This is a genomic window from Paraburkholderia sp. BR10882 (genome assembly GCF_040948855.1).
Classification (GTDB): domain Bacteria; phylum Pseudomonadota; class Gammaproteobacteria; order Burkholderiales; family Burkholderiaceae; genus Paraburkholderia; species Paraburkholderia nodosa_A.
On sequence record NZ_JBFPKP010000030.1, the window covers coordinates 52,525 to 66,762 of the forward strand.

Genomic DNA, 14,238 nt, shown 5'->3' on the forward strand with positions numbered 1-14,238 from the left:
TTACCGTATTCAAGGAGTCGCTTCGATGCCACGCTTCGCCGCCAATCTTTCGATGATGTACAACGAACACGCGTTTCTCGACCGCTTCGCTGCTGCCGCGCGCGACGGTTTCGAGGCCGTGGAGTTTCTGTTCCCTTATGAGTTTCCGGCCGCCGACATCAAGCAGCGTCTTGACGACAACGGCCTCACTCAAGCGCTGTTCAATGCGCCGCCGGGTGACTGGGCGGCGGGCGAGCGCGGGACCGCGTCGCTGCCGGGCCGCGAGGACGAGTTTCGCCGCAGTATCGAGACCGCACTCGAATACGCGCGTGTACTCGGCAACGACAAGCTGCACGTGATGGCCGGGTTGATCAAACCGGAGCAATCGCGCGCCGCGCATCGCGAGGTGTATCTGAAGAACCTTGCCTATGCGGCGCAGGCCGCCCAGGCGGACGGCATTACCGTCGTCATCGAGCCGATCAACACACGCGATATTCCCGGCTTCTTTCTGAACCGGCAAGACGACGCGCAGGCGATCTGCGCGGAAGTCGGTGCGCCGAACCTGAAAGTACAGTTCGATCTCTACCACTGCCAGATTGTCGAAGGCGATCTCGCCGTCAAGCTCAAGCGTGACATCAAGGGCATCGGGCATATCCAGATTGCGGGCGTGCCCGAGCGGCACGAGCCGGATCTTGGCGAAGTGAACTACCCGTATCTGTTCTCGCTGATCGACGCACTTGGCTACGACGGCTGGGTCGGTTGCGAATATCGGCCGCGCGCCGGCACATCGGAAGGGCTTGGATGGATCAGGCCGTACCTGAAGGCGCGCAGCTGAGCGCACAGACCTGAGCGCATTCGACGGACACACTGGAGGAACCACAGCGACATGAAAGTACTGATCACGGGCGGTGCGGGATTTCTGGGCCAGCGTCTCGCGCGCGAGCTGCTCGCACGCGGCGAACTGAAGGGCGCGGACGGGCAGCGCGAGCCGATCACCGAACTGGTGCTGCTCGACGTCGTCGCGGCGCCGGGACCGGCTGACGAACGCGTGCGTGTGGAAGTCGGCGACATTGCCGAGCGCAGCGTGCTTGAACGCATCATCGACGAGAAGACGGCGGCGATTTTTCATCTCGCGGCGATCGTCAGCGGCCAGGCGGAAGCGGACTTCGATCTCGGCATGCGGATCAATCTCGACGCCTCGAGGCTGCTGCTCGACGTGTGCCGCGAGCGCGGGCATCGGCCGCGCGTCGTGTTCACGAGTTCGGTTGCCGTCTATGGCGGCGATCTGCCCGAGGTCGTCCACGACGACACCGCCTTGAATCCGCAGTCGTCGTACGGCGCGCAAAAGGCCGTCGCCGAGTTGCTGCTCAATGACTTCTCGCGGCGCGGTTTCGTCGATGGCCGCGTGCTGCGGCTGCCGACTATCAGCGTGCGGCCAGGCAAGCCGAACGCGGCGGCGTCCTCGTTTGCCAGCGGCATCATTCGCGAGCCACTCAACGGTGAGCCGACGGTGTGCCCGGTGAGCGGTTCGACGCGGCTGTGGCTGCTCTCGCCACGCAAGGCCATCGAATGCCTCGTTGCCGGATGCGAGGTCGACGGCGCCGCGCTCGGCAACCGGCGCACGGTGAATCTGCCGGGCGTCTCGGTGACGGTCGACGAGATGATCGTCGCGCTGCGCGACGTGGCGGGCGATGCCGTCGCGGCACGGATCGAATGGAAGGCGGATGAGCGTGTGGCGAAGATCGTCGGCAGCTGGCCCGCGCAGTGGGACATTGCACGCGCGACCCAGCTTGGCCTGCAAGGCGACGCGTCGTTCAAGGATATCGTGCGCGCGTTCGTCGACGATGAACTCGGCGGGAAGCTTGCGCAGCATTGATTGCGTGCCCGGCTTCTTGCGCGAGAAACAACACGCGCCGCCATCGCAGACCTGAGTCTTTGCGAGGCGGCGTTCTCGTTTTACCGCAGCTGGAGACCTTCGCGGTTCTGCGGGCCGCGCGGACCGTAGTCGAGTTCGGCGCCCAGATTGCTGCTTCGCGTGATCGGCGCGGGTGCATCGCAGGCGTCCATGATCGATTCGACGAAAACCGGTTTGTCGTTCGGCGCGGCGAGGGCGTTTTGCAGATCCCCGCAAGTCCTGGCCACGAACGACTGCACGGCGGCGCCCGGATGGAGCACTTTCGGCAGCTCCGCGTAGGCCCAGTTCGCGATGTCGTTGTAGGGCTCGGTCTTGCCGAGGTAGCCGCGTTCGATGGTATAGCCGCCATTGTTGATCAGCAGGATTGCCGGCTTGTGGTCGTGGTGCAGAATGGTCGACAACTCCTGGGCCGTGACCTGGAACGAACCATCGCCGATGAGCAACACGTGGCGGCGTTCGGGCGCCGCAGTCAGCGCGCCGAGCAGGGCGCCGACCGAATAGCCAATCGATCCCCAGTTGATCGATCCGATGAATGTGCAACCCGGCGGCAACTTCAGGCCGAGCAGGGAAAACGACGTGCCGTTGTCGACATACAGGACGTCTCCGGGTCGCAGATAATCCTGGACAGCCTGCCAGTAGGCGGCTTGCGTCAGCTTCGCGGCAGCCTCGACGTGCATGCGGGCGGCCGGCGCGTCGACCGGGCCTTGCACGCGCGTCGCAACCTGCGGGATGGCATCGATTACGCCCCGTAGCACCTCCTTGAGCGTCACCGCCTGATAGTTGTCTTCGCCGATGTCAACGGCGTGCGCACGCGCGTGGATCGTGCGGGCCGGAAGCGTTGCCGAGAAATCGCCCGTCGTCACTTCGATCGGCCGGTAGCCCACGGCGAGCAGGCAGTCGCTGCTCTCGATCGTCTCTTGTACCCCAGGCTCGCTGCCGTTGCCGGCGTAGATGCCGACATACTGCGGGTGCGATTCGTCGATCACGCCCTTGGCGGCGTTGATCACCGCGACCGGGGCCTGCAGCTTTTCCGCGAGCGCCACGAGCTCGGGGGCGACGCCGAACCGGTCGGCGTCCGTATCCACGAGGATCGCCGGTGCCGTTGCTGCGGAAAACTGTTGGGCGAGCGCGGCGATGCACGTTTGCAACCGTTCCGGATCGCTCGGAACGTGGGCAAGAACGAGCGGCGCGGCCGGCACCTCGATCTCGAGGTAGGCGATGTCGGAAGGCAGCTCCATATAGACCGGGAGCTTTTCCCGCCAGGCGGTGAGGATCAGCCGGTCGATCTCGACGACGGCGTTGCGCGGCGTGATCCTCGCCTGGGCGACCGTCACCGGCGCATAGGCGCGCAGGAAGTGGTCGAAGTTGCCGTCGGCCATGGTGTGATGCATGCCGAGGCCGCGATCGATGGAGCGCAGCGGGATCGAACCGCTGATGCAGATGACGGGGACGTGCTCGGCGTAGGCGCCGGCCACGCCGTTCAGTGCGCTCAACGCGCCGACCCCGTTCGTGACGAGCAGCGCGCCCAGGCCGTTGAGCCGCGCATAACCGTCCGCGGCATAAGAGGAGGTCAACTCGCCCGTGGTGCCGACCCATTCCAGCGCACCGCTATCGTGGAGCTGCTGCAACAGCGCGAGGTTGTAGTCGCCCGGGACGCCAAACAAATGACGAATGCCGGCTTCCTCGAGGCGGCGCAGCAGGAAGTCGCCAATCGTCATGCGTTGGGTCAGTTTGGCCATGTTTTGCGTGGTTTCCATGGAGGACTCCTAATCTGGGTCATTGGAGGAATGTGCGGTACCGGTGATCGATAGCACTCCGCGGAAATGGCGCTGCGCAAGTCGGTCTGCGGTACAACGGATTCGCAGTCTAGGCGCTGGGCAAAAACAGCAGCGTGACCGGGTCATTACAAAAAAATATCAGGGAGAGAACACGCTGCACTTCGTCATTTCTCTGTAATGATTGAGTAACGGCCCTGTTGGAACGCACTGCCTAGACTGCTATCACGCCTGGCATAGGGGCGCAAAACGAGCACAGAATCAGTGACACGCGCATGAGAGTGCAGGGATCGACGCCATGAAAATCCTCGTCATCGAAGACGAAGCCAAGACCAGCGAGTACATCCAGAACGGCTTGACGGAAGCCGGCTACGTGGTGGACGTGGCCACGAACGGCATCGACGGGCTGCACCTCGCACAGGAGATGGCTTACGACCTGATCCTGCTCGACGTGATGATGCCGGAGATGGACGGCTGGACCGTCATGAAGAAGCTCGGTGCCCGCATCAAGACTCCAGTGTTGTTCCTGAGCGCACGGGGCACGCTGGAAGACCGGCTCAAGGGCCTCGATCTCGGTGCCGACGACTATCTCGTCAAGCCTTTCTCGTTTGCCGAGTTGCTGGCGCGCATCCGCATCATACTGCGGCGCGGCCAGCCACAAAAGCAGGAGGAGCAGGTCTTCGAAGTCGGGGATCTGCGGGTCGATGTGCCGAAGCGGCGAGTCGACCGGGGCGGCGCGCGCCTCACGCTCACCAACAAGGAATTCAACCTGCTGGCGTTCTTTCTGGAGCATCAAGGTCAGGTACTGTCGCGCGCCCTGATCGCTTCGCGCGTCTGGGACATGAACTTCGACAGCGACAGCAACGTGGTCGATGTTGCGGTGCGCCGGCTGCGGCAGAAGATCGACGACCCGTTCCCGATTCGTCTGATTCATACGATTCACGGCGTGGGATACCGTTTCGAGTACGAAGCATGAAGCGGCTTTCGCTCACCACGCGCCTTGCGTTGTTATACGCGCTCATCGTTTTTACCGCGATGGCGTTGCTCGGCACCTTGCTGTATCGCGGGCTGGAGCGGCAGTTGATCGTGCGCGACGACGCGGCGCTGGTGACGCGTGTGGACCAGCTTCGCACGCTGATGAACGATGTCGACGTGCGCGAGCTGATACGCGACAAGCCCCATCTTTTCGCGAACATGCTCGGCAATACGGAATCGCTGCTGATCGTGGGCTTTCCGGGTGAAGCGCCGCTCATTACGGTGAATCCCGGTCACCGGGCGGTGCCGGACATGAAGCCGGTGCCGGTCGACATGCCGCTCACACTCGGCGCCGTGCAGCATACGGTTGCGGCTGATGGGACGCCGTTCATCTACGTCGCCGCTGCGGCGCACGACGTAGCCGGGAAACAGGACCTGCAGATCATCTCCGGCCGCTTGCTGACCGAGCGTACGCAATTGCTGCGGGCATATCGGAACCAGATACTGCTATTCGCCTCCGCTGGCGCGACTATCGTCGCGTTGCTCGCTTTCGTCCTCGCGCGCCGCAACATGCAGCCGTTGCGTGTTCTCGCGGCGCAAACCGGGGCGATCGGCGTCAGCACGCTTTCGACGCGCATCGAGCAGCGCGCCACGCCGCCCGAACTCGACGCACTGATCGCCGCATTCAACGGCATGCTCGACCGGCTTGAGCGCGGGTTCACCCAGTTGAAACAGGTGTCGGCCGACATGGCGCACGACCTGCGTACGCCCATCGGCAATCTGCTCGGGCAGACCGAAGTCGGCTTGAGCCAGACGCGCGACATCGCGTATTACCAACGGCTTCTTGGTTCGAATTACGAGGAGCTGCAACGCCTGTCGAAGATGATCGACAACATGCTGTTCCTCGCGCGCACCGAGCAGGCCGATAACGCCATCGAGCGCAAGGACGTGCCGCTCGCGGTGGAATTCGAGCGCATGCAGGAGTACTTCGAAGGTCTCGCGGAGGACCGCAACGTGAGCCTCGAATGGCGCGGCGAAGGCCACGTATGCGCGGATCCGGATCTGCTGCGCCGTGCGCTGGGCAATCTGCTTGCGAATGCCTTGCGGTATGCGGAGCCGGGTACGGCCATCTCGACCGTGGCGCAGCAAGGACCGGAGGCCACGACGCTCCATGTCGAAAACCGCGGACCGACGATCGAGCCGCATCATCTCGAACGGATCTTCGACCGCTTCTATCGGGCCGATCCGTCACGGCACCGCTCGTCGGAGTCCAGCGGGCTAGGGCTTTCGATCGTGCGCAGCATCATGTTGCTGCACGGCGGCACGTGGCAAGCATCCAGCAGCAACGGCGTGACGCGCTTTACGCTCGTGTTCCCGCGGCAGCGCGAGCGGCGCAGCCAGTAGGCGCCCCAGGGGCGGCGGTGCGACAAACCGCGCTATGATGGGCTGCCGTGAATTGGGGAATGCGGGACGCAACCCATCGATGCGCGCGTGGGTTGCTGGTACGAGTGGAATTCAGCATCTATTCCAGTCATGAAGCCCAGTCATGAAGCCCAGTCATGAAGCGTAGAAGAAACGATGAAACAACGTACATGGCCCAGACTCGCTCTCGTTTGTTCATTCGTGGCTTTCATGCCGCTTGCGGGTTGCGTGGCCCGCGGTGCGCCGTCCTGGTCGCTCTTCGGTGCGTACTTTCCGTACTGGCTCGTGAGCGCCATGATCGGCATCGTGGGCGCGCTCGTCGCGCATCGCGTGTTCATCTCGACTGGCTGGATTCGCGTGGTGCCGTACCAGCTTTCCGTCTGCACCGCGATCGGCATCGTCGCCGGGGTGCTCGTCTGGCTGTGGGGAACGGGGCAGCTCTGACATGAAAATGGCCGGCCAGAATCCTCGACATGCATGGAAGGGCCGCGCGATCGCCGTCGTGATCGTGCTGCTCGGCGCCGCGGCGCTTTGGTACGCATACGACCGCTCGTCGCGCTATCCGTCCACCGACGATGCGTCCATCGACGCTGACGTCGTCCACGTCGCGTCCCCGGTGGGCGGCCGCATCATACGTGTTCCCGTGGAGGAGAACCAGCATGTCGCCAAAGGCGACGTGCTGTTCGAAATCGATCCGGTGCCGTACCGGCTCGCGGTCGCGCAGGCGCAGGCCGAAGTCGAGCTGGCGCGCGCCTCGCTCGCCACGCGCCGCCGCACGCTGATCGGCGAGACGTCGAACGCGACGATCGCGGCCGACCAGACTCGTCGTGCGACGCACAACTACGACCTCGCGACGCGCAGCGTCGAGCGCCTGCGGCCGCTCGAGGCGCAAGGCTATGTGTCCGCGCAGCAACTCGACCAGGCGGTCGTGGCGCAGCGCGACGCGAGCGTCTCGCTCGCGCAGGCGAAGGTGCAGCAGCGTTCCTCTGCGCAGACGATAGGCGACGACACCGACGCGATCGCGGCGCTGCATGCGCGCGAAGCCGCGCTGGCGATCGCGCAGCGCGGCCTCGACGATACGGTCGTACGCGCTCCGTTCGACGGCTACGTGACGGGACTGACGATCCTCGCGGGCGAGACCGTCGCGCCGAACCAGTCCATCTTCACGCTGGTTCACTCGGGCGAATGGTTTGCCGTGGCGAACTTCCGCGAGACGGCGCTCGGCGCCATCGAGGTGGGCGACTGCGCCACCGTGTACTCGATGATCGACCGCAGACAGCCGATGAGCGGCAAGGTGATCGGCATCGGCGCGGGCATCATGGACACGGACCGCGTGAACCTGCCACGCAGCCTGCCTTACGTGCAGCAGTCGGTGAACTGGGTGCGCGTGGCGCAACGCTTCCCGGTTCGCGTGCGCATCGACGCGCCGGTCAACAGACTGGTGCGCATCGGCGCCAGTGCGATCGTCGAGGTCCGGCATGGCCAGTCTTGCCGGTGACATCAGGCGGCCCGGTCCGCGGGAAATCGCCAGGCTGCTCGCGCCGTTTCCGGGCCGCGCCGCGATCGTTACACGCATTGCGCTGATCTGCGCGCTCACGGCGCTCGTGACGGTCGGCTACGGCACGCCCGGTGCCGCGACTGCCGTCTATATCGTGTTCTTCCTGAACCGGCCCGACCGCATGACGAGCGTGGTCATGTCGTTCGCCTTGATGCTGCTCGTGACCGTGATCATCGGGATCGTAATGATCTTCGCGATCTTCACGATCGACCAGCCGCCGCTGCGCGTGGCGAGCATGGCGCTCCTGTCGTTCGGACTGCTATTCGCCACGTCGGCAAGCAAGCTTCGTCCGATCGGCGCGATCCTGGCGATGATCGTCGGCTTCGGGCTCGACGAACTCGGCCTCGCGCCGCTTGGCGAAGCGGCGACGCGTGGCCTGATGTACGCATGGCTGATGGTTGCGATTCCGATCGGCGTGGCGATCGTCGTGAACCTCGTGATCGCACCGTCGCCGCGCCGGCTTGCTACCGCGCAGCTTGCGCGGCGCCTGAGGCTCGCTGCGCACCGCCTCACGGGCACGGCGAGCGACGAGGAGCGCGCCGCGTTCGAAGCGTGCATGCGCGAGGGCGATCACCAGATCCTCACGTGGCTGAAGTTCTCGACGCTCGAAGGCACGTTGACGCCGGCCGACGGCGCGGCGCTGCGCCAGGCGGCGGCGTCCACCACGGCGATCCTGGTCGCGACGGATTTTGCGGCGAGCGAGTCCGGCGCGCGCCTGCCCGACGCGTGTGCGGCACAGCTTGCCGCAACGATGACGCAGATGGCCGCGATGCTGGAGGCGGGCGGCTATCCCGTGGATGTCAAGCTCGATATGCCGCACCTGCCCGAGGGAGCCGCGCTACCGGCGCTCGTGCTTGCCGACCTGCGCGCTGCGCTGGAGGGCTTCGCGGTGCCGCCTGCGGAAGGCGCCGCCGCGCCTGTTCCGGCTCCCGAAAAAACCGCCGAGCCTCCTGCACGCAGCGGCTTTTTCGACGCCGATGCCTTCTCGAACCCCGATCACGTCCGTTACGCGCTGAAGACTACCGCGGCGGCGATGTTCTGCTACGTGCTGTACCAGCAACTCGACTGGCAGGGCATTCATACGTGCTTCATCACCTGCTATATGGTGTCGCTCAGCACCACGGCCGAAACCGTCGAGAAGCTGACCTTGCGCATTGCGGGCTGTCTCGTCGGCGCGTTGCTCGGCACGGCGGCGATCGTGTTCGTCACGCCGCGTTTGACCTCGGTGGGCGAACTGATGGCGCTGGTGTTCGCGGGCGCCTGGCTGGCCGCGTGGGTGGCGATGGGTTCCACCCGGATCGCCTACGCGGGCATGCAGATCGCGTTCGCCTTCTTCCTGTGCGTGATCCAGGGCGCGGCGCCCGCGTTCGACCTGACGCTCGCGCGCGACCGCGTGATCGGCATCCTGATCGGCAACGTCGTGATCTATCTGGTCTTCACGCGCGTCTGGCCGGTGAGCATCGCCAGCCGGATCGACGCGACGTTCAAGGCGCTCGTGGCGCAATGGAGCCGCATCGCGCGTGCGGCGGACGCCCGCACGCGCAGCGCGCTCGCGGCAGGCGCGCTCGCCCAGTACGGCGGACTGCGCCAGGATATCGGGCTGATCCATTACGAGCCTTCGTGGGTGCGTCCCGAGCCGGAGTGGGTGGCGAGCCGGCGGCGTGCGCTTGCGGAAATCGAGGCGCTGGAGGCGCCGCTGGTCCTGGCGGCAGGGCGCGCGGGCGCGTCGCGGCTGGGTGAGATCGCCGAGCGCCTCGCTGCCGGCGACGACACGCACGGGCAAGCCGCACAGCATGCCGCCGACATGCAGACGCAAGGTGCCGAGGCCGTTGAGGACCGCACGGCCGACCCCGCGCTCGATGCGCTCCAAAGCGTCATCGCCAGGCGGTTCGGACAGATCGCCGAGATCACGCGCCCAGCTTCGGCTACGGAGACGACGACCGATGCGCGCCCCTGAACCGACGCCCCGGCTCATGGTATTGGCCGCCACGCTGGCTGCCGCATTGGCTATATCGGGACTCGAGGGTTGTGCGACGTCGTCGATCGATCTTGCACCTGCGGCGCCGGACCGCCCCTGGCAGCCGCAGACGGACGCCGGCGGCAACATCGTGCCCGGGCCGCCGCGCAGCGCCAGCGAGGCGACGCAGGCGGGCTACACGTTGCCGCGCAGCGCCGCGCTCGCTTCGATCGAACCCGCGGCGGCGCTCGATGCGAACCACGCGTACACGCTGCCCGAGCTGATCGATCTAGCGGAGTCGACGAACCCGCTCACGCGCATCGCCTGGAACGACGCGCGCAATGCGGCGCTCGCGGCGGGCATCGCGAAGACCACCTACTTGCCGCAGCTCACCGCGACCGCCATGGGCGGATACCAGGCGGCGAGCGGCGCCGCATCGACGCCGCTGCTCGGCACCACATCGACCAACTCGAATATTCACGGCACGGTTTCGGTACTCTCGCTGCAATGGCTACTATTCGACTTCGGCGGCCGTCGTGCGCGCGTCGATGCGGCCAAACAGCTTTCCGTGGCGGCGAACGTCGCCTTCACGTCAGTTCACCAGCACGTGATCCACGACGTGAGCATCGCGTACTACGCGTACGCAGCCGCGAGCGCGCGGGAGCATACCGCGCAGCAGGCGCTCGACAACGCGGACGGCATTCTCAGCGCCGCGCGCGCACGGCGAAAGCAGGGCGTGGGCACAGTCGTCGAGGTTGCACAGGCCACGCAGAACCGCGCCCAGGCCAATCTCCTGAAGGTGCAGGCGGACGGCGCGTTGAGCGACAGCTATCTGAGCCTCGTCTCGGCGCTCGGCATCTCGCCGTTGTCGAAACCGCTGATCGCCCCATTGCCGGCGCGTATGCTCACGCCGGCGCTGCACCAGAGCGTCGATGAAATCGTGACCGATGCGATTGCGCGGCGGCCGGACGTGCAGGGCGCCTATGCGCTGGAACAGGCCAACCAGGCGAAGATCCGCGCGGCCGAATCCGCCTTCATGCCGAAGATATTTCTCTCCGCCGCGGCCGCGTATGGCACCGGCACGACGTCGATCACGGCGATTCCCCCGGTCGGCGATCAGGCGGCGACGGTGAACCTGAACGGCAGCCGCCGCAGCGGCAGCATATTCCTCGGCGTGACGATTCCGCTATACGACGGCGGCTTGCGCTCCGCCGTGCTGATGCAGGCGCGCAACGATGCAGACACTGCGTCCGCGCAGTTGACCCATACGAGGCAAGAAGCCGTCCGGCAGATCGTTGCCGCGCAGAACGGGCTTTCGACGAGCCTCGCGTCGAACGACGCCGCGAAGGCACTGGTCGAGGCCGCGCAGACGACCTACGACGCGGCGTTCACCGCGTACCGGCACGGCGTCGGCACCATCACCGACGCGCTCCTCACGCAGAATCAGCTGCTCGCCGCGCAGAACGCGTATGCCGACAGCTACAGCGCCGCGCTTTCTGCCGCGGCGACGCTCGCGCTGGCAACGGGCGAGATCGGCTCGCCGTCCATGGTAGGCGAGCCGTCTCAGTAGGTAGGGCCACTAAATACGCTGCGCCGGGGTTCAGCTGCCGAAATACGTCATGCAGAAGCTGGCCGGGCCCACACACGTGGTCGGTGCGGGCGTATGCGAACGAGAACCCGCGGCCGAGCTGCCCGCCATCGATACCCCACCCATATCGCGTTGCACCGAAGCTTGCGCATATTGTGCCGCTGCGACCTTGGCCTCGGCGGCCTGAATGTCAGCCGGATAGTCGATGTCGTCGCCGCGGCCCGGGCTGTATCCGGCCTGCTCGACACGCACGAGATCCGCACGCACTTCGGCGCGGGTCAGCGGTTGAGTGGACTGGGCGAAGCTATATGCCGGGACGGCGACCGCAGAAGCCGCGACGAGAATGCTGAGAAGAAGCCTGGACATGATCAATACTCCTATATATCCGCAGAGCGGATGAGTCGGGAAGGAAAGCCGCAGCATCGACTGTGCATAGACGCGAAGACAGGCTTAGGAACGAGAGACTTGAAACATGGCTAAGCGGGGCAAGGCGTTACTGCGTGGTTGCAGTGTAGGTAGGCGCTTCGGTCGCCAAGGTTACCCGGTGATTACAAGAAAATAACGAATCATCCGTCCCTTTGATTGGATGGCCCGGCGCGGGCACGTCATTATTTCGTAATGACCGGGTAACCCTCTCGTTCGAGGCAGCTTTTTAGACTGGCCGTGTTGTCAATCGATTCGTTCACACCGCGTCATTCCAAGGAGCTGCCATGTCTTTCCCTTCCTTCCGTTCTGCCGTTGCTCATGCTGCAGCGGCGCTTTGCCTGGTTGCCGGTGCCGCGACGACAGCGCAGGCCGCGCTCATCAAGAACGTCGTCCTCGTGCATGGCGCGTTTGTGGGTGGCGCCGGATGGCGTCCGGTGTACGACATTCTCACGAAGGACGGCTACAACGTGACGCTCGTGCAAGAGCCGCTGACGTCATTCAAGGACGACGTGACGGCGACGAAGCGCGTCATCGATAGCCTGGATGGACCGTGCGTGCTCGTCGGCCATAGCTACGGCGGCGCGATCATCACGGAGGCGGGCAACGACGAACATGTGAAGTCGCTCGTCTACATTGCCGCGCATGCGCTCGATGTCGGCGAGACTGAAGTCTCGAATGGCAAGCGTTATCCGAATGCGACGCCCCATGAGGACATCGTGAAGACAGCCGACGACTATCTGTACCTGAATCCCGCCGACTATCCGCGCGATTTCGCAGCCGATCTTCCGATTACGCAGGCTGAATTCGAGGCGCATGAGCAAATGCCGACCGCGGCAGGTGTATTCGCGTCGGAAATCCCGGATCCGGCATGGAAGATCAAGCCTACGTTCTACCTGGTTGCGAAGGCGGACAAGATCATCAACCCGGACCTCGAACGCATGTACGCGAAGCGCGCTCATGCACAGACGGTGGAAATCGATGGCGCCAGCCATTCGGTTTATGAGTCGCATCCGAAGGAAGTCGCCGCGTTGATCGAGCAGGCGGCCCAGCAACAGGGGCAGTGAGTCGACGTGCCGCGCGCCGGACGGCCCGTTAAGGCGGGAGGCGACCATATAAGAAATGTCCGGTTTTTAAAGGGTTTTCTGTCTTTCTGGTGTTAAGCCTCCAGCGTGTTGAAGGGGCAGGTGTGAAGCAGCAGGGCACTTAAGTTCGTTCAGCGAACTGTTGCAGACCGCTTGCCTGGTTTACCGGACTGGATGGTTTGCGTTTTACGTTGCGTCACGGCCACGATTGCTGCGTTCATGTCCGCTTGCGTGAACTCGCGCGACTTCTTCGTGCCCGGAACACGTTCGGCCCTGCGTACCTCGATGCCGCGGTTCGTGCGTGAGGGCGAGCCCGAGGCCCGCCGGCCATCGCGCTGCGCCTGCAGCGCCTGCGCCACCTGCAGCGCGTGGGTCAGCCGCTTGTGCTCAATGACCGCGCCCTGATCCACCTCGGTGAGCCGGTCATACTCGCGGTATGGCAGCACACGAGCGTCGGCCCGCAGCTCGATACGCCCGTCCGGGTACTCCCACACCTCGATGTAGCGGTGCACCAGCTTGCGGTTCTGCGGCGTGTCGTCCAGCAGGTACATCACGCGGTCGTACTGCACCGTCAGCGACTTCGTCACGCGTCGCGCTTCGCGCCAGGTGAGCAGGGCGTCCAGATCCTCGTCGGCGCGCAGTGGCCGGTGTGCGTCGTACGTGCTCCTCGGCGGCTTCGCGAAGCGTGCGTTGTAGGCCGCCATGAAGGCCGGCGCATACGCGTTGGCGCCCGCGACGGTACTGATGCCGCGCAGCCGCAACTCCTTCACCAGGCGATCCTGCAGGGTCAGGTGCGCGCGCTCCACGCGCCCCCTGGCCGGGCTGCTGTTGGCGCAGAACGTGTCGATGTTCAACTCGTACATCGCCCGTCCAAAGTGCGTCACGCTGCGCCCGGTCTTGCCCGCGCTCAGGCTGCGGAACACGCTGGCCTTGTCGCTGTACAGCGCAACCGGCTTGCCATAGCGCTCCAGATACGTCCGCGTCGCCTCGAAGTAGCTGAACGTCGATTCCGTGGCCGTAAAGTGCAGGTGCATCAGGCGGCTGGTCGCATCGTCCACGTACACCAATCGACAGTTCCCGGTTGCTCGGCCGCCCACGCCTGGCTGAGGCCAGGCCCGCCGGGCCGGCGGCCTCATAGCGCCGGCACAGCCGACGGATCTGCCGTTCGCTGAGCTGCAGCCGCTCAGCCGCCTGAAAACACCGCAGGCGGCCTTCAATCTGCGGGCCCGGGCGATGGCAATGGTCGTGGGTTCCATCTGATTCTCCTTGGCGGCTGGACTGCCGAACCAGCAATGTCGCATGTTCAGGACGCGAGACTGCGGCGCTGGACGGCCCATTAAGGCGGGAGGCGACCATTCCATCTAATGAGCCGGAAACCGGACATTTCAAAAAAGCTGTGACAACAAATGTCAAAGCCATTTTCAGATGTCGGGGTCCCGGCCAAGTTCAAGTGTCCGCTTTTGCGGGGTTCAGGTTTTGTCTTTCACGGGTTGCAGCTCACGCAGTGTCGAAGATCGGATCATGAACGGGCAGGGCATTCGCCCCTGTTCCATTAACGCCT

11 protein-coding genes and 1 pseudogene are annotated in these 14,238 nt (G+C 64.9%); 9 read left to right on the top strand and 3 right to left on the bottom strand.

What is annotated here, in order from left to right; translation table 11 throughout:
* Positions 1-25: 25 nt before the first annotated feature.
* Positions 26-814, top strand: coding sequence for a 2-oxo-tetronate isomerase (gene otnI, locus AB3X99_RS38065; RefSeq protein WP_368619936.1), 789 nt, complete (start codon positions 26-28; stop codon positions 812-814).
* Between the two features lie 51 nt (positions 815-865).
* Complete coding sequence (gene denD / locus AB3X99_RS38070) at positions 866-1,855, top strand: D-erythronate dehydrogenase (RefSeq protein ID WP_368619937.1); 990 nt, start codon at positions 866-868, stop codon at positions 1,853-1,855.
* An 80-nt stretch (positions 1,856-1,935) separates the two neighbouring features.
* Here denD and AB3X99_RS38075 read toward each other — a convergent pair whose 3' ends face one another.
* On the bottom strand, positions 1,936-3,651 hold the full coding sequence (locus AB3X99_RS38075; protein WP_368619938.1) for an alpha-keto acid decarboxylase family protein: 1,716 nt from the start codon (positions 3,649-3,651) through the stop codon (positions 1,936-1,938).
* Between the two features lie 316 nt (positions 3,652-3,967).
* Between AB3X99_RS38075 and AB3X99_RS38080 the strand changes: the two genes are divergently transcribed.
* The 6 genes from AB3X99_RS38080 (at position 3,968) to AB3X99_RS38105 (ending at position 11,151) form a co-directional block, all read left to right on the top strand.
* Complete coding sequence (locus AB3X99_RS38080; RefSeq protein ID WP_368605285.1) at positions 3,968-4,645, top strand: heavy metal response regulator transcription factor; 678 nt, start codon at positions 3,968-3,970, stop codon at positions 4,643-4,645.
* A complete protein-coding gene (locus tag AB3X99_RS38085) occupies positions 4,642-6,048 on the top strand; it encodes a heavy metal sensor histidine kinase (RefSeq protein ID WP_368619940.1) in 1,407 nt (468 codons plus the stop codon). The genes AB3X99_RS38080 and AB3X99_RS38085 overlap by 4 nt, the downstream gene beginning before the upstream one ends.
* Positions 6,049-6,222: 174 nt before the next feature.
* Positions 6,223-6,510: a hypothetical protein gene (locus AB3X99_RS38090; RefSeq protein WP_069269323.1), complete on the top strand. Its 288-nt coding sequence runs from the start codon at positions 6,223-6,225 to the stop codon at positions 6,508-6,510.
* Between the two features lies 1 nt (position 6,511).
* Positions 6,512-7,564 (top strand): multidrug transporter subunit MdtN, encoded by a 1,053-nt coding sequence (gene mdtN / locus AB3X99_RS38095; RefSeq protein ID WP_342947523.1) that lies wholly within the window; start codon positions 6,512-6,514, stop codon positions 7,562-7,564.
* The gene (locus tag AB3X99_RS38100; RefSeq protein WP_368619941.1) at positions 7,545-9,581 is read left to right on the top strand and encodes an FUSC family protein; all 2,037 of its coding nucleotides are present in this window, start codon (positions 7,545-7,547) and stop codon (positions 9,579-9,581) included. Before mdtN ends, AB3X99_RS38100 begins: the two co-directional genes overlap by 20 nt.
* The gene (locus AB3X99_RS38105) at positions 9,568-11,151 is read left to right on the top strand and encodes a TolC family protein (RefSeq protein WP_368619942.1); all 1,584 of its coding nucleotides are present in this window, start codon (positions 9,568-9,570) and stop codon (positions 11,149-11,151) included. The genes AB3X99_RS38100 and AB3X99_RS38105 overlap by 14 nt, the downstream gene beginning before the upstream one ends.
* Positions 11,152-11,181: 30 nt before the next feature.
* Here AB3X99_RS38105 and AB3X99_RS38110 read toward each other — a convergent pair whose 3' ends face one another.
* Positions 11,182-11,535, bottom strand: coding sequence for a DUF4148 domain-containing protein (locus tag AB3X99_RS38110; protein ID WP_342947521.1), 354 nt, complete (start codon positions 11,533-11,535; stop codon positions 11,182-11,184).
* Positions 11,536-11,879: 344 nt separating this feature from the next.
* Here AB3X99_RS38110 and AB3X99_RS38115 point away from each other — a divergent pair, with 344 nt between their 5' ends.
* Positions 11,880-12,659 carry an alpha/beta hydrolase gene (locus AB3X99_RS38115; protein WP_368619943.1) on the top strand — a complete coding sequence of 260 codons (780 nt, stop codon included), beginning with the start codon at positions 11,880-11,882 and terminating at the stop codon, positions 12,657-12,659.
* Between the two features lie 149 nt (positions 12,660-12,808).
* On the opposite strand, the pseudogene AB3X99_RS38120 reads toward AB3X99_RS38115, so the two are convergent.
* Positions 12,809-13,895: pseudogene (locus AB3X99_RS38120) on the bottom strand (ISNCY family transposase).
* Positions 13,896-14,238 lie beyond the last annotated feature (343 nt).

Coding starts and splice junctions, on each gene's coding strand:
- AB3X99_RS38075 (WP_368619938.1), bottom strand. CDS start 3,651: ATGGAAACCACGCAAAACATGGCCAAACTGACCCAACGCATGACGATT.
- AB3X99_RS38115 (WP_368619943.1), top strand. CDS start 11,880: ATGTCTTTCCCTTCCTTCCGTTCTGCCGTTGCTCATGCTGCAGCGGCG.
- AB3X99_RS38100 (WP_368619941.1), top strand. CDS start 7,545: ATGGCCAGTCTTGCCGGTGACATCAGGCGGCCCGGTCCGCGGGAAATC.
- denD (WP_368619937.1), top strand. CDS start 866: ATGAAAGTACTGATCACGGGCGGTGCGGGATTTCTGGGCCAGCGTCTC.
- AB3X99_RS38110 (WP_342947521.1), bottom strand. CDS start 11,535: ATGTCCAGGCTTCTTCTCAGCATTCTCGTCGCGGCTTCTGCGGTCGCC.
- mdtN (WP_342947523.1), top strand. CDS start 6,512: ATGAAAATGGCCGGCCAGAATCCTCGACATGCATGGAAGGGCCGCGCG.
- AB3X99_RS38085 (WP_368619940.1), top strand. CDS start 4,642: ATGAAGCGGCTTTCGCTCACCACGCGCCTTGCGTTGTTATACGCGCTC.
- otnI (WP_368619936.1), top strand. CDS start 26: ATGCCACGCTTCGCCGCCAATCTTTCGATGATGTACAACGAACACGCG.
- AB3X99_RS38105 (WP_368619942.1), top strand. CDS start 9,568: ATGCGCGCCCCTGAACCGACGCCCCGGCTCATGGTATTGGCCGCCACG.
- AB3X99_RS38080 (WP_368605285.1), top strand. CDS start 3,968: ATGAAAATCCTCGTCATCGAAGACGAAGCCAAGACCAGCGAGTACATC.
- AB3X99_RS38090 (WP_069269323.1), top strand. CDS start 6,223: ATGAAACAACGTACATGGCCCAGACTCGCTCTCGTTTGTTCATTCGTG.